The sequence below is a fragment of the Glycomyces sp. MUSA5-2 genome (genome assembly GCF_037034145.1).
GTDB lineage: Bacteria > Actinomycetota > Actinomycetes > Mycobacteriales > Micromonosporaceae > Glycomyces > Glycomyces artemisiae.
On sequence record NZ_JBAGKG010000003.1, the window covers coordinates 410216 to 435663 of the forward strand.

The following is a 25448-nucleotide window of genomic DNA, read 5'->3' on the forward strand; positions in this document are numbered from 1 at the left end:
CCGCTAGTTGATGACCAGCTCGAACGTCGTCGTGTTGTTCCTGATGTCCTCGTGGTTCCCGCTCAGTTCGAGGCCGTTGAAGACCGCCTCGCCGACCGCCGGGCCCTGGCCCGCCTCGGGCATCTCGTTGACCCAGATGCCGATGCCGGACTTGGACTGGAACTCGTCGCCGCTGAGCTGCGCCCCGGTGATCGTGATGTCGGTGAAGACCGTGTCCGCGACCGGGAACTCAGGCTGGCTGCCGGTGTACTTGGTCTGGAACATGATCCCCGCGTAGGTCGGGTCCACGATGTCCACATCGCTCACCCTGATCCCCTGGAACACCTTGGACGCCGAGAACAGCCAGATCCCCGGGAACGTCTGCTGCCCCCAGAAGTGCCCGCCCGCCCTGACGACGGAGATGTTGTCGAAGTCCGTGGTCGGACTCGACCCGAAGCCGTCCATCGGGTACCCGAAGTCCAGCGAGCTGATCGTGATCCCCGAGTACACGAGCGTGTCCGCGATGTGGATGTCGCGGAACGTGTTCCCGGTCCCGCCGTAGACCGCCAGGCCCGCGGCCCGCCACGTCAGGATCGAGGTCAGGTTCTCGTAGACGTTCCCGCTCTGGAGCCCGCCGCCGGAGTCGGTGGCGGCGAACAGCGCGAAGCTGTCGTCGCCCGAGGCCCGCGACTCGACGTTCTGCACCAGGTTGTCGGTGCTCCCGTTCGTCATGTTGATCGCGTCGGCGAACAGGTTCCGGGCCCTGGAGTCCGTGATCCGGATTCCATCCATGTTGGAGCCCCAGAACATGCACACCTGGTGCTCGGTCCACGTGTTGTCGATCGTCATGTCCGAGACGTTCTGCCAGTCGAAGACCTTCCCGGGCCCGTCGATGCGGCTGGTGTAGTTCCCGAAGTACGCGAACCCGGAGAACGTCGAGCCGTTCGCGGTGGCCTCGGCGCGGAAGCCCACGTCGGTGTTCTCCTGGCTCTGGGGTGCGTAGAACCGGGTGTACCAGGGCCCGGCGCCGATGACCTCGACCGCCTTGCCGTACACCTGGAACTTCTGCGCCGTCGAGTAGTCGCCCGCGGGCAGGTACACGCCGTCGAGGTTCCCGGTGGTGTCCATGCGGACCTGGTCGAGCGCGTTCTGCACGGCCTGGTGCGTGAACCCGCTGGGCTCGACGTACCGCGCCGGGTCCGGGTTCGCGATCGGCGCGACCTCTTCGAGGCTGATGAAGTCGATCGCGTAGTAGGCCGCGGTGTTCGCCGCGTCCTTCTGGAGCCGGATCGTGCTCCCCGCGGGGATCACGTCGTCGAGCAGCACGTTCGCCTCGTCGTAGATGTGCCTGGCCGGACCGGAGCTCGGCGAGTTGTTCGGGCTCGCCTCGGCCCCGTACAGCCACGCGTACTTCGAGGTGAGCGTGACCGGTTGCAGGTACTGGCCGTTGACGTACAGGTTCAGCGTCGCGGTGATGCCCCCGCCGCCCGCGGCGTCGGGGATCGCGAAGCGGGTCACCAGCGTGTTCGTGTCCGCGGTGGTCGTGAACTGGACGTACTCGCCGGTCCCGTCGAGGACCACGGCCTGGCGCCCGCTGGCCTCGCCCGCGAGGTCGCCGATCTTCCGGTTGGGGGCGAGGATCTGCGCGCCGCCGCCGGGAGTCGCGTGCTCCGCTTCGTCGAGTGTGTACGGCATGTCGGCGCCGCGCCCGACCGACAGGGTCCGGCTCGCGGTGTTGTTGCCCTGCTTCACTTCATGCTCGTTGCCGTCCACGGCCACCGCGACCTCCACGGCGTACTGGCCGTCGGCCGCGGTCCACGAGCCCAGGTCGATCGCCCCGGAGCCGCCGCCCGCCGCGATGACGCCGCTGTACGAGCCGGTGAAGGTCCGTACGACCGCGCCCGTGTCGCTGTTGACGAGCTTGAGCGTGACGCCGTGCGCGCCGCTCGCCGACGCCAGGCTGCCCTGGTTCCCGATCGTCACCGAGAAGTCGACGGTGTCGCCCGCGGACGGGCTGCTCGGCGACCACGTGACCGCCGAGGCCACCAGGTCCGAGGTGGCGATGGCGCTGACCGCCAACGGGTCCGGGTGCGTGTACTCGTTGTCGGCTTCGTCGCTCTCGACCACGGTCCCGTTCGGGTCCACCGCGGCGCCCACCTCGTGGTCGCCCGCCGTCAGCGAGCCGATCGGCACGCTCACCGTCGCCGCCGCACCGGCCGCGAGGCCCGGTACCGCTGCGCTGCCGATGATCTCGCCGTCCACCGTGAGGTCCACGGCGGTCGCGGGGGAGGACACCTCGCCGGTGTTCTCCACGCGGGCCGAGAGGGTGACCGCGTCGGTCTCGCTCGGCGCGGCCGGGCTCCACGACATGGCGGTGACGGCCAGGTCCGCGGCGGGCGCGGCCTCGCCGAACACCTGGAACTCGGCGACCTGCCCGTTCGGGGCGCCCGTGTTCCCGGTGAACTGCAACCGGATCTCGCCGTACGTGCCCGAGACGGGGATGGAGACGGTGTTGCCCGAGGCCGGGTCGAACGCGTACTGCGCCGACGCCTTGATCTGCGCGAAGTCCCCGCCCGCGGCGTCGCGCGCGAGCACCGAGAACGTCTGCGTCCGCGCGCCCCAGACCGGATCGGGGTTGAGCTTCACCACGATCCGGTCGAGCTCGGCGTTGAGCCCCAACGCCACGGTGAGCGTGCTCGGGTAGGCCCCGTTCGCGCCCTCCCAGTACGTGGTGACGTCCCCGTCGTTGGCGTTCGCCGCCGCGAACGTGTGCACTGTGGAGGACGCGGTGATCGGCTTGTGCACGGCCAGCTCGCCGGTCTGCGAGGGCGCGCCGGACTCGCCGTAGACCTCGAACTCGCTGATCTGCGCGGCGGGCCAGCCGGTGTTGGCGGTGACCACGAGCCGCACGTAGCGCACGTCGGCGGCGTCGAGGTCGATACTGACGGAGTTGCCGCTGTTCGGATTGAACGTGTAGCCCTGCGCCGCGGCCAGGGTCGTGAAGCTCGACCCGTCGGCGCTGCCGCGCACCTCGATGGTCTGGGTCCGGGTCTGCCAGGCCGGGAGCGCGGGCAGTTCGAGGACCACCTCGCTCACGTCGGCGGCCGACCCGAGGTCCACCTGGATCCACTGCGGGAAGGCGCCGTTCGCGCTCTCCCAGTAGGTGCCCTGGTTGCCGTCGGCGGCGTTGGCGGCCGCATAGCCCTGCGTCTGGCTGCTGGCGGTCATCGTCCTTCCCGCCGCCAGGTTGTCGTCGCCTGCGGCCTGGACGGCCGCGGCGGGGACGAGCGCTGCCGCCGCGGCGACGACCGCAGTCGCCGCCGCGATGGCGAGGCGCATGAGTTTCATGATGACTCCTTGTTCGGGGGAGGCGCGTTCCCGGTCCACTGCAGGCGCATTCCGCGCAGCATGCAGTGGATCGACAAGCGTCGATCTCTTAGGGAGTTTGGAGGTATGAATCGGCTGGGTGAGATAGGTTTAGCGCTATACCTATTTCGTGATTCTAATCCGGAGAAATTACGCTTGTCAATACGTCGCTCTCGTCGTCCCCATGGGAGCGATGGGCAGAAATGACCGGGCCCCGGCGCCGCCTGCACGGTGGCGGTTCCGGGGCCCGGTCTGCTTTTTCAAGCGGCGCTACGCGAAGGGGTCGTCGTCCTCGTCCTCCGGGCCGCCGCCCCAGGTGTCCTCTTCCTCGGCGAGCCAGTACTTCATCTCGTGGTCCTGGTCGTCGCCGGGGCGGCCGCCGGGGGCGCCGCCGCCGACCATGCCGCCGCCGTGCGCGCCCGAAGCGCCCATGCCCTTGCCGCCGGCCGCACCGGCCGCGCCCGCGGCACCGGCGCCCATGCCGCCGCGCAGGCCCGAGCCTGCACCCGTGCCGCCGACGCCGCCGCCGCGAAGGCCCGAGCCGCCGGAGGAGCCGCCGAGGCCGCCGCCGCCCTTGAGGCCCGAGCCGCCGCCGAGGCTGCCGGGCTTGTTCCCGCCGAGCCCGCCGACGCCGCCGGGCTTGGAGCCGCCGGGGCCCGCGTTGCGGATCGAGGTGTAGCCGGGGATCTTGCCCGGCTTGGTGGTGCCGGTGGTCGAGCCGGGCTTCAGGCTGCTCGTGGGCGGGCGCAGGCTGCTGGGCACCAGGCTGGTCCCGCCGCCGTAGCCGCCCGGGATGCCGCCGCCCCCACCACTGCCGGTGAGGCCGCCGCTGCCGCCGATGCTCCCCGGAGTGGAGCCGAGGCCGCCGCCGCCCCCGGCGAGACCGCCGGAGACGTCGTCGAGGTCCGGAGGCGTGGGGGAGGAGTAGGACCCGTTGCCTCCGAGGCCGTCGAGGCCGCTGCCGCCGCTGATGCCGCCGGGAGGCGCCCCGGTGCTGCCGTAGCTGCCGAGGTTGTCGGGGTCCTGGCCGGAGTCGAACGGGTTCTCGTCGTTCAGGCCCTGGAGGTCGCTGCCGCCGCCGTAGCCGCCGGGCGGGTTCCCGGACCCGTTGATCGGGTTGCCGTTCGCGTCCAGGCCGCTCCCGTTGAGCCCGCTGCCGTTGAGGCCGCTGCCGCCGGGGGTGTCGCTGAGCTTGGTGAGGTCGGTCGGGCCGGTCTGGTTGCCCAGGCCGGAGGTGTCGACGTCGGGCATCCCGCCCGGGCCGCCGCCGTCGTCGAGCCCGTCGGAGCCGGGGAAGTCGGTGTCCGGGCCCTCGTTGAAGGTGGTCTGCTCACCGGGCTTCGAGTCGGGGGCGATCTCGGTGACCTGGGCCTCGACGTTGCTGTGCCGCTCGGTCACCTCCTCGTTGACGCGCGCGGCCTCCTCTTCGAGCTGGCTGGAGCCCTGGGTGCCGAGCGTGTCGAGCCGCTGCGTGGAGTACTCGTCCGCTTTGGACTCGGCCAGCGCCTGGCCCTTGAGGCCGTTCTCCTCGTAGTCGGGGTTGGCGGTGACGTACTCGTTCCACATGTCGTACGTCTGCTGGCGGCCCTCGCTGACCTCGTCCACGATCTGCGGGTCGAACCCGGCCAGCTCCAGGGCCGCCTTGGTCTCGTCGTTCTCGCGGATCTCGCAGTTGCGGAAGAACGGGGGGCGGATGTGGATGCGGTGGGAGCCGCAGCTGGTGCCCTCCATGTAGAACTTCGGCGCGGGGTAGACGCACGCGGTGCCGCCCTGCTGGTCGAAGATCTCCGACTGCTTGGTGTCGAGGACCTTGATGACGCCGTCGGCGCCGTCCTCGCCGCCGATGTCGTTCCCGATGGTCTTGCAGTTCTTGAGGACGGTCTCGACCTGCTCCTCGAACGCGTCGAAGTCGTCGCCCTTCCAGCCCGAGGACAGGGTGGCGAGGCCCTGCTCCAGCTTGGGCCCGACGGTCCGGAAGTCCTCGTAGAAGTCCGTCCAGGCGTCGCGGATCGTGTCGAGCGCGTAGTCCGCCTCCGGCTGGGGCCGGATGGACTTGACCATGCTCTGGATCGTCTGGCCCTCGGGGAGCATCATGGTCCCCTCGCGGGCCGCGCGGAGGTTGTTGATCTGGGAGGCCTGCGGCACGGCCGACATGAGCTTGACCCAGGCCGCCTCGGCGGGCTCCTCCACTTTGCACGTGCAGTCGCCGGTCTCGCAGGAGGGCTTGACCAGCAGGCTGTTCTGCGCAGTGGTGAACTGCGAGCCCGACTGGCCCTCCTCGATGTCCCCGTAGTCTTCCTTCTCGATCTCGGCTGCTTCGGTCATGCGCCCGTCTCGCTCTCGGCTCGCTGGAGGATGTCGGTCTGGATCTGGGTGAGGTGCTCGCCGGTGACCCAGGCGACGAGATCCTCGGTGGTGAAGGGGTACACGGCCATCGCCTCGGGGCTGGAGTCCGGGTAGAACTCGGGCGCCGACTCGTAGGCGCTCGCGCCGGGGTCGTGCAGGAAGTCCACGGACAGGTAGACGACCCAGTCGCCCTTGCGTCCGTAGGCGTCCAGGTAGGTCCGCTTCTCGGTCTCGGCGGTGATGTAGAGGCTCTCGTCCCACTCGCCCGCGAGCTCGCCCTCGGTCTCGCCGGTGTAGGCGATCCCGGCGGCGTTCTCGCGGCGCTGGGCGACGCGGTCGGCGAAGTTCGCCTCCGCCTCGGCCTCGTCGTTCCAGGGGGCGAGGCCGCCGCGGATCGCGGCGTCGCCGGTCGAGGAGTACTCGAAGGTGCCCTGGACGTCCTCGAACGTGGCGAGGTCGAACAGCCCCGCGCACCCGGCGGCCTCGGCGTCGACGCCTTCCCCGATGGCGTCGCTCTGGAGTTCGCCGTCCACGGCGGTGACGCCGAGCTGCGCTTGGAGATCGGCGAAGTCCCCGAAGACCTCGCAGCCGAGCCAGTCGCCCATGACGGCGTATGACCCGCTCGGCGCGTCTTCGTCGGTTTCGGTGCCGGTGGCCGAGCATCCGGCCAGGGCGAGGGCGGCGAGGGCCGCGGCCGCGCCGCTCATGCGTCGCGACACGCTACAGCTCGCCCTCGTAGCTGGTCATCTCGTTCACGGTGGCGTCGTCGGCCTCGTCGGACAGGTCGATGGAGTCCTGGAGGGTCTCCATCATGCCGCTCAGGGAGACGCGCAGGTTCTGGAGGTTGTCCCAAGTGGTCGAGTGGAAGGTCTCGTAGTTCGTGCGGGCCGTCGCCGAGGCGTCGAGCTGGCCGAAGGCGGGGAGCCGTCCGAGGACCTCGCCCTTCTTCAGCCGCGGGATGATGTCGTCGAGGTGGTCCAGCTGCTCCTGGATCAGGGTCTTGTACTCCTGGAGCGCTTCAGTATCGAGTGTCCGCTCAGCCATGGGGTCGCCGATCTGTGTGTCCGAAAGGGTATGAATACTCGGTATTTGATTACGGTTGTCCACCATACTGATCGACCGCCACACGGACCGCACCGGGACAGAGAGCGTTCTCTCAGCTCGGCCCCGGTGCGCCCTACTCCGGGCGCGGGCGGGGCCGGATTGGTTGGCAGGCCAATATTATGCAGTCTTTTCGGAAGTATGGGACCGGCGGGCCCTGAAGTCAACGAGGGCGATCATTCGCTCACGGTGCGGTTACCGGAACGTCATCGCCGCTTCACGGGAGAGCGCGATCCGTTCACTCCCGCGCCGCGCCCGCGAACCCGTCGAGGAGCGCGGCGAGCGCGAACTCGAAGCGCCCGTTCAGATCCGCGGCCCCGCCCTGCACCGCCGCGGCCAGCAGCGGGAACGCTTCGGCGTCGACCGCGTCCGGCCCCAGCGGATCCGGTCCGGCGCCCGCCTGCACGGCGGCCTCGCCGATCGCGAGGCCGGTGATCGCGTGGATCATCCGCAGGCCCTGCGCGGGGGAGAAGCCCGCCTCCCGCAGCGCGCCCAGGACCGCTTCCACCGTGGACATGGTGCGCGCCGTCAGGGCCGGACGGCCCGCCAGGAGCGGCACGACCTCGGGGTGCGCGAGCAGTGCGCGCCGCATCGCGAGCGCGTATCCGCGCAGCGCCTCCTGCCAAGTGCCGCCCTCGGGCCGGGCGGCGACCGCGCGCTCGACGACCCGCTCCACGAGCCCGTCGAGCAGGGCGTCCTTGTTCGGCACGTAGTGGTAGAGCGACATCGCCTCGATGTCCAGCTCGGCCGCGAGCCGCCGCATCGTCAAGGCGCCCAGGCCTTCCCGCTCGACCAGCCCGAGCGCGGCCTCCAGCACCCGCTCGCGGCTCAGGCCCGCGCGCTGCCCCCGGGTCCGCTTCGCGCCCATGTGGCTCCCGTCGCGTTGACGATTCTTACGTTGTAAGTCTAGCATTGCCCGCAGAAAACTTACGTTGTAAGAATCCGGATTCCGGGAGGAACCATGACCACCGCGACCGCCCCCGCCGACACGCGCATGCGCCGAATTCGCCTGGCGCTCTGGACCGGCCTCGCCCTCCAGCTCGCCCTCGCCGCGCTGCCGCTGCTCGACCTCGCCACCCTCGACACGATCACCGGCCACGTCGAGGCCGCCTACCCCGACTGGAGCGCCGGAGACGTCGCCCTGGACCGCAACGCCATCACCTGGTCCCTCACCGGCATCGGGGTGCTCGGCGCGATCGGCTGGCTCACCGCGCTCGCCCGCGCCCGCCGCGGCGCCCCGCGCATCGCCGTGACCGTCCTCTTCGCACTCGGGCTCCTCACCTCGCTGACCGTCCTCTCCATGGGCGGCGAGCAGTACGACCTGATCGTGCCGCTCGGCTACGGCCTCCTCGGCCTGCTGCCGGTGCTCGCCGGGCTGGCGGCTGTGGTCGCGGTGTGGCGCAAGGACCGATAGGCTGGCGGCCATGATCGTGGCCGGAGCCGAATCCCGCCCGGGCTCGGCGGCGCCGAACGAGGACCTGCTCCTCGTCGCCGACGCCTGGGCCCTCGTCCTCGACGGCATCACCCGCTACCCCGACGACGGCTGCGTCCATGACGTCCCCTGGTACACCGCCGCCCTCGCCGAGACCGTCGCCGTCCACATGTCGGGCCCGCCCCGCCCGCTCGCCGAAGTCCTCACGGCCGCAATCGAAGCGGTGAACGCCCGCCACGCACCCACCTGCGACCTCGCCAACCCCGTCACACCCGGAGCCACCGCAGCCCTCGTCCGCTCCCGCGGCGAGGCCCTCGACTGGCTCGTCCTCGGCGACTGCGCGATCACCTGGCGAGACCGGGACGGCAAGTGCCGCACCGAGACCGACGACCGCCTGGACCGCCTCGCCGACCCGCCGCGCGGGCCCGGTCGCTACCCGGTCGAGTACATCGCGCAGGTCCGCAACCGCGACAACGGGTACTGGGTCGCCGCCGCTGACCCCGGCGCGGCCGCCATGGCCTACACCGGCACCGCCGAGGGCGTCGCCGACCTTCTGCTCTGCACCGACGGCTTGACCCGCCTCGTCGAGCGCTACGGCCGCACCTGGCCCGACCTCATGGCCCTCGCCGCCGACCGCGGTGCGGGCGCCCTGCTCGACCTGGTCCGCGAAGAGGAGCGCAATGACGGCGCGCCCGCCCGCAAGCGCCACGACGACGCCACCGCCGTCCTCCTCCGCTTCGCCGACCACCCGTTTGCATCGTTGTAGAATCGCCACCGACTGAGGAGGTGCCATGGCGGTGACCCTGCGCGACGTCGCGGAACTCGCGGGCGTGTCGTTCAAGACGGTCTCGAACGTCGTCAACGGCTACCCCCACATCCGGCCGGCGACCCGCGAGAAGGTCGAGCGCGCCATCGCCCAGCTCGGCTACCAGCCCAACCTCAGCGCCCGCAGCCTGCGCTCGGGCCGCACCGACACGATCGCGCTGGCCGTCCCCGAGCTCAACCTGAGCTACTTCGCCGAGCTCGCGAGCTTCGTCATCGCCGCCGCCGAGGAAGCGGGGCTGGTGACCCTCGTCGAGCAGACCGGCGGCGACCGCGACCGCGAGCTGGCGCTCCTCCAGAGCCCCCGCCTCAACCGCACCGACGGCCTCATCCTCTCCCCGCTCGGGCTCGGCGCCGAGGACGCCGCGGCGCTGGCCGGGCCGCTCCCGGTCGTCATGCTCGGCGAGCGCACCTTCGAGTGGCCCTGCGACCACGTGACCATGCAGAACGTCGCGGCCGCCCGCGCCGCCACCGAATACCTCGTCGACTCCGGCCGCCGCCGCATCGCCGTCATCGGCGAGAACGAGGCCGAGGTCATGGGCTCGGCCCGCCTGCGCCTGCGCGGCTACCGGGAAGCCCTGGCCGCCAAAGGCATCGAATACGACGAGCGCCTGGTCGCCCGCGCGACCCTGTGGCACCGGGCCGACGGCGCGCACGCCATGCACGACCTGCTCGACCGCGGCGTCGAGTTCGACGCGGTCTTCGGCTTCAACGACACCCTGGCCCTCGGCGCGATGCGCGTCCTCCAGGAGGCGGGCCTGCGCGTCCCGCAGGACGTGGCCGTCCTCGGCTTCGACGACCTCGACGAGGCCGCGTACGCGATCCCCTCGCTCACCACCGTCGACCCCGGCCGCGAGTGGATCGCCCGCACCGCGGTCGCCACCCTGCTCGCCCGCATCAGCGCCGACGGCGCCGACGCCGAGCCGCAGACCCGCGCCGCGGACTTCTCCGTCGTGGCGCGCGAGTCGGCCTGATCCGGGCGCGGAATCCCGTTTACAACGTTGTAGAAACACCGCCCGGGTTTAGCCTGTTCTGGTGTATCCGCAGGTGGCCGCCATGATCACGAAACGGGAAAGAATCGCGCCGAGTGCCCGCGCGGCGTTGACATCCGGAGGAGGATGTTCCTACGATCCTGAAGTTACAACGTTGTAGAACGAAGGTCTCCGGCGTTGGACCACGCGCAGACAGCGCAGTCTCGCTTTGAGAGGGAACTCCGAAATGACACGCAAGCGAATCCTCGCGGGGGCCGTCGGCGCGGCGCTCGCCATCACCGGCACGGCCGCCTGCTCCGGCGGCGACGACGGCGGCCCCGTCGAGCTGACCTTCTGGCACGGGTACACCGAGGCCGACGGCGACGTCCTCCAGGGCATCGTAGACGACTTCAACGCCGCCCACGACGACGTCGAGATCAAGACCGAACTCAAGACCTGGGCCAGCATCGACGACACGCTCCTGACGGCCCTGTCGGCCGGCGAGGGCCCCGACATCGTCGCCATGCCCGCCGAGCGCCTCCCCGTCTACGCCGACAAGGGCGCGTTCGCCGAGCTCGACGACTTCTACGCCGACGAGTCCAGCAACACCGCGAACCTGAACCCGGGCGCGGTCGACATGGAGACCGTCGACGGCGTCAAGTACGGCGTGCCCACGGGCTTCGTGCCGCTCGCCGTCTACTACAACCAGGCGCTGTTCGACGCCGCGGGCGTCACCGAGTTCCCGCAGACGTGGGACGAGTGGGTCGCCACCTCGCAGCAGCTCACCGTGGACGAGGACGGCGACGGCACGCCCGAGCAGTACGGCGTCGTGCTCCCCGACCACGCCACCGTCGCGAACGGCCTGTGGCCGTCCCTGTTCTACGGCAACGGCGGCGGCATCGTCGAGGACGGCCAGGCCGTGATCGACTCGCCCGAGAACGCCGCGACCCTGGAGTTCTGGAGCAACGCCATCGTCGGCGACCAGATCTCGCCCACCGGCGTCGACGGCGTCGGCGCGGACGAGCTGTTCAGCGGCGGCCAGGCGGCGATGACCGTCGGCGGCCCGTGGATGGCCTCGATCGCCACCGAGAACAACATCGACTACGGCATCGCCGCGCTCCCGGCCGGGCCGCAGGCCCAGGCCGCCTCCGCGATCGGCGTCTCCATGGCCGTCACCGTGGACTCCTCCAGCGCGGAGCAGGAAGCCGCCGAGGAGTTCTTCTCCTTCTTCCTCAACGACGACAACTCCGTCGCCTGGTCGCTGGGCTCCGGCTGGCCGCCGCTGCGCACCGACATCCCGGCCGAGGCCGTCGCGGAGAACCCGGTCGTCGCCTCGCTCACCGAGATCGCGGGCACCGGGCAGCCGCTCCTGCCGGGCGTCGTCAACACCACCGACGTGCTCAGCGCGGTCGACGAGCTGACCCAGCAGGCGGTCGCCGGGGGCGACATCGACGCCCTGCTGGCCGAGGCGCAGACGAAGGTCCAGGAAGCGCTCGACGAATAGCGGTCCGGCGGAGGCGCGTCCCCTTGGCGCCTCCGCCGACCCTTCCCGCCTTCGTTCCGTCCGGAGAGGAAGCCATGTCCACCGAGAACCCGACCGCCCGCCGGTACCGGCCCCCGGCGCCGCTCGGCGGGCGCCGCCGCGCCACCGGCAGCCCGCTGGGCCGCAACGCGAAAGCCTGGGCGTTCCTGGCGCCCGCCCTCATCATCCTGGCACTGTTCGTCGTCTGGCCCATGATCTCGGCCCTCCGCCTGTCCTTCATGGACGCCAGCGGCTTCGGCCGCGAGGAGTTCATCGGCCTGGAGAACTACGTCACCGTCTTCACCGACCCCGACGTGCGCGACGCCGTCCTCAACACCCTGCTCTACACCGTCCTGTTCACGCCCACCGCCGTGATCGCCGCGCTCGCGCTCGCACTGCTGCTCAACAGCCCGCGCATGCCGTTCCGGTCGTTCTTCCGCACGGCCCTGTTCGTGCCGTTCGTGGTCTCCTTCGCCGTCGCGGCGTTCGCCTGGAGCTACCTCATCGACCCGCAGGTCGGCCTCCTCAACTACTGGCTGCGCGGCATGGGGATCCAGATCGGGAACGTCCTGGAAGACCCCCGGCTCGCCATGCCCGCCGTCGCGCTCGTCGCCGTCTGGAAGCTCTTCGGGTTCTACTTCGTGATCTTCCTCGCCGGGCTCCAGGACATCCCGACCTCGCTCTACGAGGCCGCCCGCATGGACGGCGCCGGGCCCTGGAACCGCTTCCGGAACGTCACGCTCCCCCTGCTGTCCAACACGATGGCGTTCGTCCTCATCTTCGCGATGATCGCCGCGCTCCAGGCCTTCGACCAGATCTACGTCATGACCGGCGGCGGCCCCTACGGCCACACGCAGACCCTCGTCATGGAGATCTACGAGTCCGGCTTCCGCAAGCTCGACCTCGGGTTCGCCTCCGCACTGTCGTACGTGCTCCTCATCGCGACCCTGCTGCTCAGCCTCGTGCAATTCCTGTTCTTCGGCCGCAAGGAAAAGGACCTGTCCTCATGAGCGCCCTCCGCCTGCGCCTGCGCGAGACCAGGCCCTCCACCGTCCTCGCCGTCATCGCGCTCGTCGTCGTCTCCGCGATCGTGCTGCTGCCCATCGCGATCATCGTCCTCACCGCGTTCAAGCCCGCGGCCGAGGTCAACGCCTACCCGCCGAGCCTCCTGCCCGACCAGTGGACCCTCGACAACCTCAAGGAGGTCACCTCCGAGCTGCCGTTCGCGCGGCTGGTCGGCAACAGCTTCCTGTTCGCCGGGGGCGTCACCGCGTTCGCGCTCGTCTTCGACTCGCTCGCCGCGTACGCCCTGGCCCGCATCGACTTCGCCGGGCGCAAGGTCCTCCTCGTGGCGATCATCGCCACCCTGATGATCCCGTTCCAGGCCACCCTGATCCCGCTCTACCAGCTCGTGGCCGACTTCGGCTGGGTCAACACCTACGCCGGGCTCATCGCGCCCCGCGCCGCCGACGCCTTCGGGATCTTCTTCCTGCGCCAGTTCTTCCTCTCCCTGCCCCGCGACGTCGACGCCGCGGCCCGCATCGACGGCGCCTCCGAGTTCCGGGTCTTCCGCTCGGTCGTGCTCCCCAACGCCGTCCCCGCCCTGCTCACCTTGGGGCTCTTCACGTTCGTCAACAACTGGAACGACCTGCTGTGGCCGCTGGTGTTCACCACCGACGCGGACATGGGCACCATCACCTCCGGCCTGACGCTCCTCACCGGACCCAGCGGCATCGTCCCCCACGGCGTGATGATGGCCGGATCGCTCATCGCGATCCTGCCGCTCGTCATCGCGTTCCTCCTCATCCAGCGCCGCTTCATCGAGAACATCGCAACGACAGGACTCAAATGACCTCCCACCCATGGCACCGCGACGGCAGGCTCCACTTCGCGGTCGGCGTCGAGGACACCTTCGTGCCGCAGTCGCGGCCCGGCGAGCGCGCGATCGACGAGTACGCGCTCACCGAGCACTACGACCGGTGGCACTCGGACCTCGCGCTGGCGGCCGACGCGGGCGCCGAGCTGGTGCGCTGGGGCGTGCCCTGGCACCGGATCGAGCCCGAGCAGGGCCGGTGGGACTGGGGCTGGCTCGACGCCGTGATGGACCGCTTCGCGGAGCTGCGGCTGCGGCCCGTCGTGGACCTCATGCACTACGGGACGCCGCTGTGGATGGAGCAGCAGTTCGCGAACCCCGACTACCCGAAGCGGGTCGCCGAGTACGCCGCCGCGGTCGCCGAACGCTATGCGCACCTTGGCGTCACGGACTACACGCCGGTGAACGAGCCGATGATCCACGCGCTGTTCACGGGGGAGTACGCGTACTGGCCGCCGTACCTCTCGGGCCCGGAGGGTCTGAGCGCCATGGTCGGGCAGCTCGCGCGCGGGTTCGTGCAGACCCAGCGCGCGGTGGGCGACGTCCTCGACGGCGCCGTGTTCGTCCACGTGGACGCGGGGATGCGCTTCACCGGCGACACCGACGCGCCCGAGCACCGCGAGCACGCCGCGCGCCTCAAGGAGCAGGTGTTCCTGGTGGAGGACCTGGTGACCGGCCGCGTCGGCGACGCGCACCCGCTCGCGCCGTTCCTGCGCGGCCACGGCTGGAGCGACGCCGACTTCGCGTGGTTCGCCGAGGCGCCCGTGCGCCCCGATGTCGTGGGCGTCAACTACTACCCGCTGCACTCCACGGAGGTCTTCGAGGCGGGCGTCTTCCACACCGGCGGCTTCCCCGACCCGCGGCCCGTCCAGGACGACGGCACCGCGGGCCTCGCCGAGCTGCTGCGCGGCGCCGCCGAGCGGTACGGCGCCCCGGTGATGCTCACCGAGACCTGCGTGACCGGCACCGTCGAGGCCCGGCTGGCCTGGCTCGACGAATCGGTCGCGGCACTGCACGACCTGCGGTCGTCCGGTGTGGACGTCGTCGGGTACACATGGTGGCCGCTGTTCGACATGTACGAGTGGACCTACCGCCACTCGGAGGCCCCGCGCGAGGCCCACCGGCTCACCATGGGCCTGTGGGAGCTCCGGGAGCGCGAGGGGGGCCTGGCGCGCGTGCGCACCGCCATCGCCGACCGGTTCCGGTTCCATGCGCAAGCGGCGCAAAGAAACTGAGATAATTCGGCGTCCCTGTGCATAGTCCCGTGGGAGGCGGGTAGTCGCCTGTCGGAAGGACTTGCGTCCAGGGGACGAGGCCGTCGACCCGGCACCGGGGGGATTCGGGTCGGCGGCCTCACGCAACCGCGAGGAGCCCCACGGCGACCGCCGCGACCCCCAGCCCCGCGAGTTGACTGCGCTGCAACCGCTCCCCGAGGACGCGCCGCGCGAGCAGGACCGTCCCGGCCGGGTACAGCGCCACGATCACCGCCACCACCGCGAGGTCGCCGCCGCGCGCGGCCAGCAGGAACAGCAGGTTCGCGATCGAGTCCAGCGCGCCCGCCGTCGCCGACAGCGCGTATGCGGGCTTCTCGTCCCCGAGCCGCCGGTGCAGCAGCGCCGCGGCCGACAGCGTCAGCGCCGACGCCACGGCGCGGCCCGCGATGAGCGGCGCGACCCCGCTGTCGGCGGGCGCCTGGTGCAGGAACACCAGTTGCAGCGCGATGGCCGCCCCCGCGCCGACCGCGAGCAGCAGCGCTTTCCTTGCGGGCCTTGCCGACCGCGCGCCGGGCCCGGCGCTCACCAGCACCACCGCGGCCAGCGCCAGCGGCAGCCCGGCCAGGCCCGCCGCGCCCAGGTGCTCGCCCTGGACCAGGCCCACCGCGACCGGGAGCATCGCCGAGACGAGCGCGGTGACCGGCGACAGGACGTTCATCGGCCCGATCGCGAGCGTCCGGTACAGCAGCAGGAACGCCGCCGCCGAGGCGACGCCCGAGGCCGCGCCCCACCCCAGGCTCGCCGGAGTGAACGTCGCGCCGAGCAGCGGCCACAGCGCCAGCTCCACGACCAGGCTCGCCGGGGCCGCCACCATCACCGTGCGCAGCACGTGCGCCTTCCGCGCGCCCAGCCCGCCGAGGAAGTCGGCGGCGCCGTAGGCGAGGGAACTGCCCAGCGCGAGCACGAGTGCGATCAAGGCGACCTCCGGGTTGTACTATCTAAACGACCGGAACGAATACTAGACCGACCGTCGCGGTTCATCAAACCGACCGCACCGACCATTCGAGCGAGGAACGCCACATGGCCGAGGCCGACGCCGCGCTGCGCACCGTCGCGCACAACGTCAAGACCGCCCGCACCCGCGCCGGGCTCTCCCTCGACGAGCTCGGCCGCCGCGCCCAGGTCAGCAAGGGCGCCCTCGTCGCCCTCGAAAAGGCCCAAGGGAACCCCAACCTCGCCACCCTCGTGCGCCTCGCCGACACCCTCGGCCTGTCCGTCTCCGCGCTCATGCAAGGGCCCCAAGCCGACCGCGTGCGCATCGCCGACGCCGCCGACACCGCGCCCCTCTGGACCGGCGCCCACGGCGGCGAGGCCCGCCTCATGCTCACCACCCCCGGCCCCGCCCCCGTCGAGGTCTGGCGCTGGCGCCTCGAACCCGGCGACGCCTACCCCAGCCACCCCCACCAGGCCGGCGTCCACGAGACCGTCAACGTCCTCACCGGCGAGATGACCCTCGTCCTCGACGGCGCCGAGCACCCCCTCCGCGCGGGCCAGACCGCCGCGTTCCCCGCCGACGCCCCCCACGCCTACCTCGGCGCCGGAACCGGGACCTGCACGCTCCTCATGACCGTCCACCTCCCTCCGGGGCCCGCCTCCGCCCCGGCCGCTCTCGATGGCAGCATTGGGGAGTGATCAACTTGCCGCAACTCGGCGGCGCCGGGGCCCCGGCCGAGACCACCGACACGGCGACGCACGAGGCCGCCGCGCCCGACGTCCCGTGGACGACGATCGTGCACAACGACCCCGTCAACCTCATGAGCTACGTGTCGTACGTCTTCCGCACCTACTTCGGCTACACCGAGTCCATGGCCGAGAAGCTCATGCTCGACGTCCACAACAAGGGCCGCGCCGCCGTCTCCAGCGGCAGCCGCGAGGAGATGGAGCGCGACGTCCACGCCATGCACGGCTACGGCCTCTGGGCCACCCTGACGCAGGACAAGTGATGCAGGGCTTCGAACCGTTCCCCGGCGGCGCCGCGATCCGCCTCGGCGACGCCGAGACGAGCATCCTCCGCGGCCTCGCCGACCAGCTCACCGACCTCCTCGCCACCCGCGGCGAGCCCGCCGACGACCCGATCGCCGCGATCTTCGAACCCGGCCCGAGCCAGCCGCCCGCCGACCCCGTCCTGGCCCGGCTCTTCCCCGACGCCTACGACGGCCACAGCGAGTACGCCGCCGAGTTCCGCCGCTTCACCGAGAACGACCTCCTCGCCCGCAAGCGGGCCGACGCCCGCGCCCTCGTCGCCGACATCGACGCCCTCGGCCCCGGCGGCGGCGTCCTCAGCCTCGACGCCGACGACTGCCGCCACTGGCTCGGCGCCCTCAACGACCTGCGCCTGGCGCTGGCCGTGCGGCTCGGCATCGAGACCGAGGAGGACGCGGACGCGCTGTTCGACCTGCCCGAGGACGACGACCGGGTGCCCACGGTGATCGTCTACTCCTGGCTCAACCTCCTCCAGGACACGCTGGTCGAGACGATGATGCCCTAGGCCCGTCCCAGATCCCGGACCAAGATTGCTTTAAACCTATCGAAGACGTAGGATTCGCAGGCTGCCCCCTATGCCCGAGCCGAATCCAGGGAGTGACCGCCCGATGCGCCGACTCTTCAGCTTCCCGAACCCGGTGAACGAGGTCGCCGCGCGCCTCGTCGCCGCGGGAGTCGTCCTCATGGGCGTCGCCGCGCTGGTCTTCCAGGCCGAGTGGCTCGTCGTGGTCATCGCCCTGGGCTTCATCGCCCGCGTCGCCACCGGCCCCACCCTGAGCGTCCTCGGCCAGCTCGTCACCCGCGTGATCGTCCCGCGCCTCCCGGTCGAGCCCAAGCCCGTCCCGGGCCCGCCCAAGCGCTTCGCGCAGGGCATCGGCGTCGCCTTCTCGGTGACTTCCGCGCTTCTGCTCCTCGTCTTCGACGCCGACCTCGCGGGCTGGATCGTCCTCGCCGCCCTCGCCGCGGCCGCGACCCTCGAATCCGCCCTCGGGTTCTGCCTCGGCTGCAAGATGTTCGCCCTCCTGACGAAGGCCGGCCTCATCCCCGCCTCGGTCTGCGAAGCCTGCAACGACATCACCGCCCGCACCGAAGCGAACCTCCGCCGCAAGGCCGCGGCCGTCTGACGCCGGTCCTAACCGCCGATGGTGCTGAACACCTTCGGCCACCAGGCCCCTTCCTCGAACGCCCGCTCGTCTACCGCGCGGAGGGTGAACCGCATGCCCTGGTTGAAGACCGCCCTCGCGTCCCGGGCGCCGGTCGCCTCGACGGCCGCGCCGATCCGGCGCAGGAACTCCACGAACCACCGGTAGTTCGAGTTCACCCCGCGGACGGCCGTGTTCGCGGCGTCGAACTGGAGGACCTCGGCGGTCCCCGGATCGAGCACGTACAGGAGGCCCGACCCCGGCCCGACGGCGCCGAGCACGATGAACCGCACGTCGAGATCGGTGCCGTCGGCGCTGAGCCGGATCTGGTCGAACACCTTGAGGCCGTCGGGGAGCTCGGTCGAGAACACTTCGGGGAGGCTCTCGGGGACGTCGAGGTCGTCGGGGAGCGACGCCGCCGGAATCCCCTTCGCGATCCAGGCGTCGCGCGGGTACTTCATCGCACGCTCACCTCAGGGTTCCTTCGAGCTGCATGAGGGCGATCGACCACCAGGACTCCCGGTCGGCGAGGGCCGCGGGGTCGACGGCGTGGAGGGCGGCGCGCAGGGCCTTGGCCCGCGCCGGCCGCCCGGCGGCGCCGGAGTCCGCGTCCACGAACCGCGCGAAGTGGTACAGGAACTCGGTCAGGGCCTTGAACGTGGAGTTGACGAGTTCGAGCGTGCCCTCCGCGACTCCGAGGAGCAGGACGCGCCCAGAGGCGGTGTCGAAGCAGAACAGCATGTTGTCCCGGTCGGAGGGGACGCCGCCGATCACCTTGAGCTGCAACGCGCCGTCGCCGCCGAGGTTGACCGTGTCGTAGAGCTCGAACCTGCCGGTGAGGTAGGCCGTGTACACGGCCGACATCTCCACGGGGAGGAAGTCCACGTCGGGGTAGGCGGCCGCCGGGGCCGCGAACTCCCGCATCCACTGGTCCCGCGGGAAGCGGATGATGTTGTCGGGCTCCCACGCCCGCACGTACGCGTCGCGGTCGGTCACTGCCCCTCCTCGACGAATCCGGCCTCGACCAGGTACAGGTACCAGGGGTCGGTCTCCCACCATGGCTCGCGCTGCCTGTCCACGGGGCCGCGGATCTCCTTGTGGCGCGGGCCGATCGCCACCGTGTCGATGAACTCGGGGACGTCGGCGCAGGTGAGCACCGCGGGGGAGTCCCAGCCGTACTTGAAGTACGAGCCGACGTACACCATGACCTCGCCGGACTCCGCGTCCATGAGGAGGGCGTCCTCGTAGCCGATGTCGCCGATCCGCACCCACTGCCGGTCGTCGATCGGCTCGCCGGCCGCGTCGACGGGCCGCTGGGGGGCGATCTGGTCCTCGGGCCTGACGTCGACCCCGCCGAAGCTCGCCGCGGCCGTCAGCCGGTAGAAGTCGCCCAGGCCGCCGGGCCACTCCCGCGCCGGCTCGGCGCCCTCCGCGATCTCCACGACGACGTAGGTCGCGTACGGCGGGTCCTCGTCGGCGTCCTCCCAGCGGCGTTCGAGCTCCTCGACCGCCCCGGTCGAGCGCAGCTGCCCGATCTTGCGCGCCATCGCGTCGGGGTGGTCCATATCGCGCCTCACTTACACGGAGTATCGGCGCAGAAGGTCCCGCTGGTAGTCGAGGACGGCCTGCTCCCTGTCGGTTGTCTCGGTGGGCTCGCCGACCACGATGCCCGGTTCGGAGTACCTGGTGTAGTCGGCCTGGTAGCAGTGGTCGAAGATGACGACGAGCCGCTGCGGGGTGAGTTCGGGGCCGGTCTCGGCGAAGCACAGGTAGTAACTCATGAGGAGGTCCGACGCCCCGGGCTCGGCCGACTCCTGGATCGCCTCGTCCATCCCTTCGAGCAGCGCGTCGTCGGTCGGCGCGATCGCCAGCCCCGCGTTCACCGCGGCCCGGACCGCGGCGCCCGCCCGGGCGACGAGGTCGGCCACGACCGGATCGCCGATCGGTGTCGCGAAGTTCCCGACCGTCCACTGCAAGTGCTCGGCGGCGATCGCGAGCCGACGCGCGGGGGACATGGCCGCGAAGATCGCCTCGAACCGCCCGATCTCGTTCAACGGGAATGGCATGTGGGTCCTCTCTACCAGCCGACCAGGCTGCCGCCGGGATCGGCGTCGCTGTCAGCGCGGCAGTCCTGCTTCGTCTTGTTGTTCGGATTGTCGTCGCAAGGCGCCTTGCCTGGGGAGAACCGTACCGGGTCCTGCGGCAGGCTGCGATAGGGTTCAAGGTCGCCGTGTCCGGCGGCCTCGGCCTTCCTCCGCTCGGCGAGCGCGTTGAGCATCTGCTGTTCGGCGTGGTTCTTGCCGTCCTGGCGGATGTCGTCGCCGGAGACGCGGTTGTACCCCATCTCCTCTGCCTTCATGCGGAGGTAGGCGTCGGTCTTGGCGTTGGCGCCGTTCGTGGTGTAGTAGAGGTTTCCGTTGGCGTCCTGCGCGGTCGCCACGGTGAACCATTTCTTCGCCGACGGCCCGTAGAGGTCGACGAGCAGGCCTTCGAGGGTCTCGGCGTCCTGACGGAGCTCCTGGTCCGTCTTGTGCGGGATGTTGTTGTTGTGATCAGTGGTGACCTCCACCTGCTTCTCGACGTTCGAAGGGTCGACGCGCTGCACAGAGACGCGCGCGTCCAGGACCCGGGTTCTCGTGTCGACCTGCGCGCTGGTCTGGCCGGTGGAGCTCAGCCGATGGAACTTCCGCTTGCCTTTGCGGACGTGCAGGCCGAGGAGCGCGAGGAGCAGCGGGAGGACGACTGCTCGGCGGAGTGTGTGTCGCATGCGGGGTTCCTCATCCGAACAGGAGGTCGCGGAGGGCGGAGATGGAGTCGATGAGGCCGGTGATCCAGCCGAAGATCTTGCCGACCCATTCGGTGATGCGCATGACGGCCTTGGGGATGACCCAGGCGGCGCCGATACCGACGGTGAAGGCGACTTCGGCGGCCCAGGCGATGAGGGAGCCGATGCATTCGGCGACGAAGTCGCGCACGAACTCGCGGACCATGGACACGAGCTGCCCTGCGCCCCGTGTCGCCGTCGCCATGGAGAGGGCGGTGCCGCCGACGCAGGCGAGCACGTCGACGTTGGCGTCGGCCTTGTCGCGGTAGGCGTCGGATGCCGCGCCGTCCCAGGACTCGACCTCGGCGATCGCCGCGTCGAGTTGCGCGGACATATCGAAGCACTCGTTCGCAACATTGTCCCAGGTCATCGCGTGGGACTCGACGAGCGTGGGGTTGCCCGCGAGCATGTCGAGGGCATCCTGGAGGGGCTGGACGTGCTCGATGAGCCAACCGACGCCCGCGGATGCGAGGGTGCCGATGGGATCGACGACTGCGCCGACGGTCTCCAGCGCCACGCCGAGTCCTGCTACGGAGGCGTCGATCCAGGAGCCGGAGTCGATGGCCATCGCCAGACCCGCATAGGACTCGACGATTCCTGCGCCTGCGAGACCCGCGCCCGGCTGCGCGGGCACGTCGCCTTCGGTGGCAACGAGGTCGTTCAAGGGGTCGCCTCCGTTGTTCAGAGAGAGTTCTGGATGTCGCGGTGGGCCGCGGCCACATCCTCGTCTGCACTGTCGTAGCTGTCCGCGGTGGTGCGCAGCGCCTCGGCGAGCAGCTCTAGGTTCTCCCGGGCCATAGTGGTGAGTTCCTTCTGCTCGTCCTGGCGCCCCTGCAAGATCGGGGGCAGGAACTGGCAGATGATCCCGTACGCCTCGTTGTCCTGTGCGATGGTGTCGATCGCGGAGAGAATCGAGTCGAATCGCTCGCGCACGGCGTCGATACTGACCGCATGGGTGCGCAGGTCGTCGGAGACGACTTCGAAGTGGTCGCTCACTGCTGCTCCTCCTCCTCGGGCTCCGGGAACCGCATCTTGATGGAGTCGACGAGGGCCCGCGCGGTGGGGGAGGACTCGGAGAGGCGCTCGTTGACGGCGGCCTTGGCGGCTTCGAGGAGGTTCTGCCCCGCGGCCTGGTACGCCTCCATGAACTGGCGTTCGGCGTGGCGCAGTTGCATGCGCTGCATCTCAGTGGAGAACTGGACGCCGATGACGGCCCCGGCGGAGTTCAGCTTGACGGCCACGACCCCGTTGCGGTCCATGCCGATCGCGGTCAGCTCCTGGACGGCCTCGGAGGCCGCGACGGCGTCGGCCGCCATCTTGTCGGCTTTCTCCTTCCAGTCGGCGAGCGCCGCGCGCGCATCGTCCGGACTGGAGATGTTCGCGTAAGGGTTGTCCATTGCTGCTCCGATCCGGTTGGGGGCCCAACACAGAAATATAAGCCTTCTTCACCTTCGGTGGGGAACCGGGCGTGGCGCAACGGAATCAATGAGTGCTATTGGGACTGGAGTGTCGGAAGGGGTGGATGGCTTGGCATGAATTGGGGATAAAACGATGTTCGCGGCCTCAGTCGGCCGGGAGGTGCCGCGACACGATGCCCGCGGCCGCCTTGACGGGCACGGCGCCGTAGGCGAGGCCGCGGTCCGGGCCGAGGCGGGTGGCGCAGAAGGCGTCGGCGACTTCGGCGGGGGCGTGGGCGATGAGGAGGGACGCCTGGAGGGCGAGGCCCAGGTCCTCGGTGAGGCGCCGGGCGGAGCTCTGGTCCGCTCCGGACATGAGGAGGCGCTTGACGCCGTCGAGGTGGGTGGCGAGGCGGGCGTCCGCCGCCGCGGCCGGTTCGACCTCGGCGAGGAACGCCTCCGCGGACTGCGGCGAGGTCGAGAGGGCCCGGAGCACGTCGAGGCAGATGACGTTGCCCGATCCCTCCCAGATGGACAGCAGCGGCTGCTCGCGGTAGCGGCGCGCGAGCGGCGCCTCCTCGATGTACCCGTTGCCGCCCAGGCATTCCAGGGCCTCGGCGGCGTGGCCGGGGCCGCGCTTGCACACCCAGTACTTGGCGACGGCGGTGGCGAGGCGGCGGAACGCGGCGTCGCCGGGGGTGTCGTAGGCCGACGCGAGGCGCATCATGACCGCGGTGGCGGCCTCCGACTCGACGCAGAGGTCCGCGAGGACCTGCGTCATGAGCGGCTGGTCGACCAGCCGCGCGCCGAACGCACTCCGGTGGGCCGCATGCCAGGTCGCCTCGGACACGGACTGCCGCATCCCCGCGGCGGTGGCGATGACGCAGTCGAGGCGGGTGTGGTTGACCATCTCGATGATCACGGAGACGCCGCGGCCCTCCTCGCCCACGCGGTGCGCGAGGGCGTCGTGGAATTCGATCTCCGCGGAGGCGTTGGACCGGTTGCCGAGCTTGTCCTTCAAGCGCTGCAAGCGGATCGCGTTCAAAGTCCCGTCGGGCAGCACGCGGGGGAGCAGGAAGCAGGTGAGCCCGCCGGGCGCCTGGGCGAGGACCAGGAACGCGTCGTTCATCGGCGCCGAGCAGAACCACTTGTGCCCGCGCAGCGCGTACACGCCGTCCGCGGTCGGCGTCGCCCGCGTCGTGTTCGCGCGCACGTCGGAGCCGCCCTGCTTCTCGGTCATCGCCATGCCGACGAGGACGCCCGCCTTGTCGGCGGCGGGCCGCAGCCCGAAATCATAAGTGCGCGAGGTGATCCGCGGTTCCCACTCGGCGGCGAGCGCGGGTTCGGCGCGCAGGGCCGGGACGGCCGCATAGGTCATCGAGATCGGGCAGCAGTGCCCCGGTTCGATCTGCGCGAGCAGGGAGAGGATCACGGCGCGGGCGGCGTGCGCGCCCGGTCGCGTTTCGGCCCAGGGCATCGCGTGGGCGCCGTGCTCGACGGCCAGGCCCATGAAGCGGTGCCAGGAGGGGTGGAAGTCGACCTCGTCGGCGCGGTTGCCGTACCGGTCGTGGGTGCGCAGCACGGGCGGGTAGCGGTGCGCCTCCTCGGCCCAGCGGGCCGCTTCGGCGCTCGCGAGGACCTCGCCGAGCGCCCGCGCGTCGTCGCCGATCCAGGCCGCGCCCGTGCGCGCCGCGGCCTCGACGAGTGGCCGGTTGGCGTCGAAGAGGTTGCGGCCCACCAGGGGCGGGGGCTGGTTGACGACGGTGTGGGTCTCGGTCATGGCGCGCTCCAGGCTCGGCGGTTCCCACATGGTAGTTCGGCGGCCGGGCCCGGGGCTCGGCCGCCGCGGCTCGTCCGTCTAGTAGGGACCGACCGGGAGGCGCCGCGCCGAGAGCGCGGAGGTCTCCGGGAAGTCGAGGTTCGGGCAGCTCAGGCCCTGCTCCGGCTTTTCGCGGTCGACGAAGTACGCGTTCACGGCGTCGTCGACGCAGGCCGAGAACCCGCCGTAGATGGTGTGGAAGTAGCCCTCGTAGGTGATGAGGTGCCCGTCGGCCTGGTCGGCCGCGGCCAGCGTCCACGGGTAGACCGTGGCCGGGTCGTGCTCGTTGCCGATGAAGACGATCGGCGGCGCGGAGCGGGGGATGTCGAGCTCGTCGCGCTCGTTGGTGTAGTCGATGTCCGAGCCGATGCAGGTGAGCGCGTGCTGGTTGTACGGCGTCCACTCGACGTTCGGCGAGTCCGCGGCGAGGTCGCCCAGGAGCGACTCGAACTCGTCGTAGTCCTCGATCTCCCAGCCCCAGTCCTGGCACCAGGCGGGGTAGTAGAGGTACTCGAACAGCTCGGGCTCCTCCTGGAGCAGCCCGGGCTCGGAGGGCAGCACGGCGCCGTCGCGCATGGCCTCGTACTCGATCGCGAGGGTCGGCCAGGCCTGCGGGTAGTTGGCGGTGAAGGTGTAGAGCTCCGACAGCGTGATGAAGTCGAGCGGCAGGCCCTCGTACGGGTCGATGAGCTCTCCGGCCCGCGCCTTGTCCTTGATCCCGGCGTAGACGGTCTCGACGTCCTCGCCGTAGAGCGCGCACTCGGGGGTCGACTCGCACCAGGCGGCGAACTCGGTGAAGTTCTGCTCGACGGCCGCGGTCTCGGTCCGCATGAAGTCCCAAGTGGACTCCAGGCTGTGGTCCATGTTGCCGTCCAGGACCATCGTGCGGATGTTCCGCGGGTACTGCTCGGCGTACTGCTGGCCCATGATGGTGCCGTACGAGTAGCCGAGGTAGTTGAGCTTGCCCTCGCCGAGCGCCCGGCGGATGCGCTCCATGTCCTCCACGGTCTCAAGGTTCGAGACGTGGTCGAACAGGCGGCCGGTGTGCTCGCGGCAGTCCTCGGTGAGCGCGGCGTTGGCGTCCTCGCGGGCCTCCCAGCTGGCCTGGTCGGTGGGGAACGGCGCCTCGACGGCGTCGAGGAGCGCGTCCTCGCTGCACAGCACCTGCGTGCTGGTGTTGATCCCGCGCGGGTCGAACCCGACGATGTCGAACCGCTCGGCGGCCTCGCCGGTGAGCGGGCTGCCGTTCATGATGGACCCGGCGCCGGAGCCGCCCGGCCCGCCCGGGTCCATGAGGATCGTGCCGATCTTCTCGTCGGGGTTCAGGGCCTCGCGCTTGGCGAGGCCGATCTCGATGGTGCCGCGCCAGGGCCGGTCGTAGTCGAGCGGCACCTTGATCTGGGCGCACTCGACGGGTTCGGCCGGGTCGACCTCGGGGCACGGGCCCCAGTCGATGCCGCTGCGGTTCGCGTTGGCGGCCAGCGGGGACGCGGCGAGGAGGGTGAGCGTGAGCGCGGCGGCCGAAGCGGCCGCCGCGAGGATGCGGGTGCGTGGTCTCAAGCCGGAGTTCCTTCCGATCGAGGGGGTCCGAGAGCGT

27 protein-coding genes are annotated in these 25448 nt (G+C 70.8%); 11 read left to right on the forward strand and 16 right to left on the reverse strand.

The window, feature by feature from the left end:
- Positions 1-3: 3 nt before the first annotated feature.
- From WA640_RS12070 to WA640_RS12090, 5 genes are all read right to left on the reverse strand, one after another.
- The gene (locus tag WA640_RS12070) at positions 4-3318 is read right to left on the reverse strand and encodes a discoidin domain-containing protein (RefSeq protein ID WP_442904751.1); all 3315 of its coding nucleotides are present in this window, start codon (positions 3316-3318) and stop codon (positions 4-6) included.
- A 297-nt stretch (positions 3319-3615) separates the two neighbouring features.
- Positions 3616-5670 carry a hypothetical protein gene (locus WA640_RS12075; RefSeq protein WP_335987897.1) on the reverse strand — a complete coding sequence of 685 codons (2055 nt, stop codon included), beginning with the start codon at positions 5668-5670 and terminating at the stop codon, positions 3616-3618.
- A complete protein-coding gene (locus WA640_RS12080; protein ID WP_335987899.1) occupies positions 5667-6398 on the reverse strand; it encodes a hypothetical protein in 732 nt (243 codons plus the stop codon). The genes WA640_RS12075 and WA640_RS12080 overlap by 4 nt, the downstream gene beginning before the upstream one ends.
- Before the next feature lie 13 nt (positions 6399-6411).
- On the reverse strand, positions 6412-6735 hold the full coding sequence (locus tag WA640_RS12085) for a hypothetical protein (protein ID WP_335987900.1): 324 nt from the start codon (positions 6733-6735) through the stop codon (positions 6412-6414).
- A 295-nt stretch (positions 6736-7030) separates the two neighbouring features.
- Positions 7031-7660 carry a TetR/AcrR family transcriptional regulator C-terminal domain-containing protein gene (locus tag WA640_RS12090; RefSeq protein WP_335987902.1) on the reverse strand — a complete coding sequence of 210 codons (630 nt, stop codon included), beginning with the start codon at positions 7658-7660 and terminating at the stop codon, positions 7031-7033.
- A 93-nt stretch (positions 7661-7753) separates the two neighbouring features.
- Here WA640_RS12090 and WA640_RS12095 point away from each other — a divergent pair, with 93 nt between their 5' ends.
- The 7 genes from WA640_RS12095 to WA640_RS12125 all read left to right on the forward strand — a co-directional run bounded on the left by WA640_RS12095 (position 7754) and on the right by WA640_RS12125 (position 14647).
- Positions 7754-8206 carry a hypothetical protein gene (locus tag WA640_RS12095; RefSeq protein ID WP_335987904.1) on the forward strand — a complete coding sequence of 151 codons (453 nt, stop codon included), beginning with the start codon at positions 7754-7756 and terminating at the stop codon, positions 8204-8206.
- Between the two features lie 10 nt (positions 8207-8216).
- The gene (locus WA640_RS12100) at positions 8217-8990 is read left to right on the forward strand and encodes a protein phosphatase 2C domain-containing protein (RefSeq protein ID WP_335987906.1); all 774 of its coding nucleotides are present in this window, start codon (positions 8217-8219) and stop codon (positions 8988-8990) included.
- 25 nt (positions 8991-9015) lie between these two features.
- Entirely contained in the window at positions 9016-10020 is a 1005-nt protein-coding gene (locus tag WA640_RS12105; RefSeq protein ID WP_106363547.1) for a LacI family DNA-binding transcriptional regulator, read from the forward strand.
- Positions 10021-10264: 244 nt separating this feature from the next.
- Complete coding sequence (locus tag WA640_RS12110) at positions 10265-11521, forward strand: ABC transporter substrate-binding protein (RefSeq protein WP_335987907.1); 1257 nt, start codon at positions 10265-10267, stop codon at positions 11519-11521.
- 74 nt (positions 11522-11595) lie between these two features.
- A complete protein-coding gene (locus WA640_RS12115; RefSeq protein ID WP_106363545.1) occupies positions 11596-12549 on the forward strand; it encodes a carbohydrate ABC transporter permease in 954 nt (317 codons plus the stop codon).
- The gene (locus WA640_RS12120; protein ID WP_335987908.1) at positions 12546-13391 is read left to right on the forward strand and encodes a carbohydrate ABC transporter permease; all 846 of its coding nucleotides are present in this window, start codon (positions 12546-12548) and stop codon (positions 13389-13391) included. The genes WA640_RS12115 and WA640_RS12120 overlap by 4 nt, the downstream gene beginning before the upstream one ends.
- Positions 13388-14647, forward strand: coding sequence for a family 1 glycosylhydrolase (locus tag WA640_RS12125; protein WP_335987909.1), 1260 nt, complete (start codon positions 13388-13390; stop codon positions 14645-14647). The genes WA640_RS12120 and WA640_RS12125 overlap by 4 nt, the downstream gene beginning before the upstream one ends.
- A gap of 118 nt (positions 14648-14765) precedes the next feature.
- Here WA640_RS12125 and WA640_RS12130 read toward each other — a convergent pair whose 3' ends face one another.
- Positions 14766-15602: a DMT family transporter gene (locus tag WA640_RS12130; RefSeq protein WP_335987911.1), complete on the reverse strand. Its 837-nt coding sequence runs from the start codon at positions 15600-15602 to the stop codon at positions 14766-14768.
- A gap of 104 nt (positions 15603-15706) precedes the next feature.
- On the opposite strand from WA640_RS12130, the gene WA640_RS12135 reads away from it, so the two are divergent.
- From WA640_RS12135 to WA640_RS12150, 4 genes are all read left to right on the forward strand, one after another.
- Positions 15707-16318, forward strand: a complete 612-nt coding sequence (locus WA640_RS12135) for a helix-turn-helix domain-containing protein (protein ID WP_335987913.1) — start codon at positions 15707-15709, stop codon at positions 16316-16318.
- Positions 16315-16629, forward strand: coding sequence for an ATP-dependent Clp protease adapter ClpS (gene clpS / locus WA640_RS12140; RefSeq protein WP_335987915.1), 315 nt, complete (start codon positions 16315-16317; stop codon positions 16627-16629). Before WA640_RS12135 ends, clpS begins: the two co-directional genes overlap by 4 nt.
- Positions 16629-17174, forward strand: a complete 546-nt coding sequence (locus WA640_RS12145) for a DUF2017 domain-containing protein (RefSeq protein WP_335987916.1) — start codon at positions 16629-16631, stop codon at positions 17172-17174. The genes clpS and WA640_RS12145 overlap by 1 nt, the downstream gene beginning before the upstream one ends.
- 103 nt (positions 17175-17277) lie before the next feature.
- Positions 17278-17793 (forward strand): DUF4395 domain-containing protein, encoded by a 516-nt coding sequence (locus tag WA640_RS12150; RefSeq protein ID WP_335987918.1) that lies wholly within the window; start codon positions 17278-17280, stop codon positions 17791-17793.
- 8 nt (positions 17794-17801) lie between these two features.
- On the opposite strand, the gene WA640_RS12155 is transcribed toward WA640_RS12150, so the two are convergent.
- The 10 genes from WA640_RS12155 to WA640_RS12200 all read right to left on the reverse strand — a co-directional run bounded on the left by WA640_RS12155 (position 17802) and on the right by WA640_RS12200 (position 25411).
- A complete protein-coding gene (locus WA640_RS12155; RefSeq protein ID WP_335987920.1) occupies positions 17802-18272 on the reverse strand; it encodes an SUKH-4 family immunity protein in 471 nt (156 codons plus the stop codon).
- A gap of 7 nt (positions 18273-18279) precedes the next feature.
- Complete coding sequence (locus WA640_RS12160; RefSeq protein ID WP_335987921.1) at positions 18280-18807, reverse strand: SUKH-4 family immunity protein; 528 nt, start codon at positions 18805-18807, stop codon at positions 18280-18282.
- Positions 18804-19376 (reverse strand): hypothetical protein, encoded by a 573-nt coding sequence (locus tag WA640_RS12165; RefSeq protein WP_335987922.1) that lies wholly within the window; start codon positions 19374-19376, stop codon positions 18804-18806. The genes WA640_RS12160 and WA640_RS12165 overlap by 4 nt, the downstream gene beginning before the upstream one ends.
- 12 nt (positions 19377-19388) lie before the next feature.
- Positions 19389-19877, reverse strand: coding sequence for a hypothetical protein (locus WA640_RS12170; protein WP_335987924.1), 489 nt, complete (start codon positions 19875-19877; stop codon positions 19389-19391).
- Positions 19878-19888: 11 nt separating this feature from the next.
- Positions 19889-20578, reverse strand: a complete 690-nt coding sequence (locus tag WA640_RS12175; protein WP_335987925.1) for a hypothetical protein — start codon at positions 20576-20578, stop codon at positions 19889-19891.
- 10 nt (positions 20579-20588) lie between these two features.
- A complete protein-coding gene (locus WA640_RS12180) occupies positions 20589-21299 on the reverse strand; it encodes a hypothetical protein (RefSeq protein ID WP_335987927.1) in 711 nt (236 codons plus the stop codon).
- Positions 21300-21316: 17 nt separating this feature from the next.
- On the reverse strand, positions 21317-21631 hold the full coding sequence (locus WA640_RS12185) for a type VII secretion target (RefSeq protein ID WP_335987929.1): 315 nt from the start codon (positions 21629-21631) through the stop codon (positions 21317-21319).
- Positions 21628-22032 carry a hypothetical protein gene (locus WA640_RS12190; protein WP_335987931.1) on the reverse strand — a complete coding sequence of 135 codons (405 nt, stop codon included), beginning with the start codon at positions 22030-22032 and terminating at the stop codon, positions 21628-21630. Before WA640_RS12190 ends, WA640_RS12185 begins: the two co-directional genes overlap by 4 nt.
- Positions 22033-22198: 166 nt before the next feature.
- Positions 22199-23812, reverse strand: a complete 1614-nt coding sequence (locus tag WA640_RS12195) for an acyl-CoA dehydrogenase family protein (RefSeq protein ID WP_335987933.1) — start codon at positions 23810-23812, stop codon at positions 22199-22201.
- Between the two features lie 78 nt (positions 23813-23890).
- The gene (locus WA640_RS12200; protein ID WP_335987934.1) at positions 23891-25411 is read right to left on the reverse strand and encodes an alpha/beta hydrolase; all 1521 of its coding nucleotides are present in this window, start codon (positions 25409-25411) and stop codon (positions 23891-23893) included.
- Positions 25412-25448: the final 37 nt, after the last annotated feature.

Excerpts from the sequence above, each read along its gene's own strand:
- WA640_RS12070 (WP_442904751.1), bottom strand. The coding sequence starts at position 3,318 with ATGCGCCTCGCCATCGCGGCGGCGACTGCGGTCGTCGCCGCGGCGGCA.
- WA640_RS12075 (WP_335987897.1), bottom strand. The coding sequence starts at position 5,670 with ATGACCGAAGCAGCCGAGATCGAGAAGGAAGACTACGGGGACATCGAG.
- WA640_RS12080 (WP_335987899.1), bottom strand. The coding sequence starts at position 6,398 with ATGAGCGGCGCGGCCGCGGCCCTCGCCGCCCTCGCCCTGGCCGGATGC.
- WA640_RS12085 (WP_335987900.1), bottom strand. The coding sequence starts at position 6,735 with ATGGCTGAGCGGACACTCGATACTGAAGCGCTCCAGGAGTACAAGACC.
- WA640_RS12090 (WP_335987902.1), bottom strand. The coding sequence starts at position 7,660 with ATGGGCGCGAAGCGGACCCGGGGGCAGCGCGCGGGCCTGAGCCGCGAG.
- WA640_RS12095 (WP_335987904.1), top strand. The coding sequence starts at position 7,754 with ATGACCACCGCGACCGCCCCCGCCGACACGCGCATGCGCCGAATTCGC.
- WA640_RS12100 (WP_335987906.1), top strand. The coding sequence starts at position 8,217 with ATGATCGTGGCCGGAGCCGAATCCCGCCCGGGCTCGGCGGCGCCGAAC.
- WA640_RS12105 (WP_106363547.1), top strand. The coding sequence starts at position 9,016 with ATGGCGGTGACCCTGCGCGACGTCGCGGAACTCGCGGGCGTGTCGTTC.
- WA640_RS12110 (WP_335987907.1), top strand. The coding sequence starts at position 10,265 with ATGACACGCAAGCGAATCCTCGCGGGGGCCGTCGGCGCGGCGCTCGCC.
- WA640_RS12115 (WP_106363545.1), top strand. The coding sequence starts at position 11,596 with ATGTCCACCGAGAACCCGACCGCCCGCCGGTACCGGCCCCCGGCGCCG.
- WA640_RS12120 (WP_335987908.1), top strand. The coding sequence starts at position 12,546 with ATGAGCGCCCTCCGCCTGCGCCTGCGCGAGACCAGGCCCTCCACCGTC.
- WA640_RS12125 (WP_335987909.1), top strand. The coding sequence starts at position 13,388 with ATGACCTCCCACCCATGGCACCGCGACGGCAGGCTCCACTTCGCGGTC.
- WA640_RS12135 (WP_335987913.1), top strand. The coding sequence starts at position 15,707 with ATGGCCGAGGCCGACGCCGCGCTGCGCACCGTCGCGCACAACGTCAAG.
- WA640_RS12145 (WP_335987916.1), top strand. The coding sequence starts at position 16,629 with ATGCAGGGCTTCGAACCGTTCCCCGGCGGCGCCGCGATCCGCCTCGGC.
- WA640_RS12150 (WP_335987918.1), top strand. The coding sequence starts at position 17,278 with ATGCGCCGACTCTTCAGCTTCCCGAACCCGGTGAACGAGGTCGCCGCG.
- WA640_RS12155 (WP_335987920.1), bottom strand. The coding sequence starts at position 18,272 with ATGAAGTACCCGCGCGACGCCTGGATCGCGAAGGGGATTCCGGCGGCG.
- WA640_RS12165 (WP_335987922.1), bottom strand. The coding sequence starts at position 19,376 with ATGGACCACCCCGACGCGATGGCGCGCAAGATCGGGCAGCTGCGCTCG.
- WA640_RS12170 (WP_335987924.1), bottom strand. The coding sequence starts at position 19,877 with ATGCCATTCCCGTTGAACGAGATCGGGCGGTTCGAGGCGATCTTCGCG.
- WA640_RS12175 (WP_335987925.1), bottom strand. The coding sequence starts at position 20,578 with ATGCGACACACACTCCGCCGAGCAGTCGTCCTCCCGCTGCTCCTCGCG.
- WA640_RS12190 (WP_335987931.1), bottom strand. The coding sequence starts at position 22,032 with ATGGACAACCCTTACGCGAACATCTCCAGTCCGGACGATGCGCGCGCG.
- WA640_RS12195 (WP_335987933.1), bottom strand. The coding sequence starts at position 23,812 with ATGACCGAGACCCACACCGTCGTCAACCAGCCCCCGCCCCTGGTGGGC.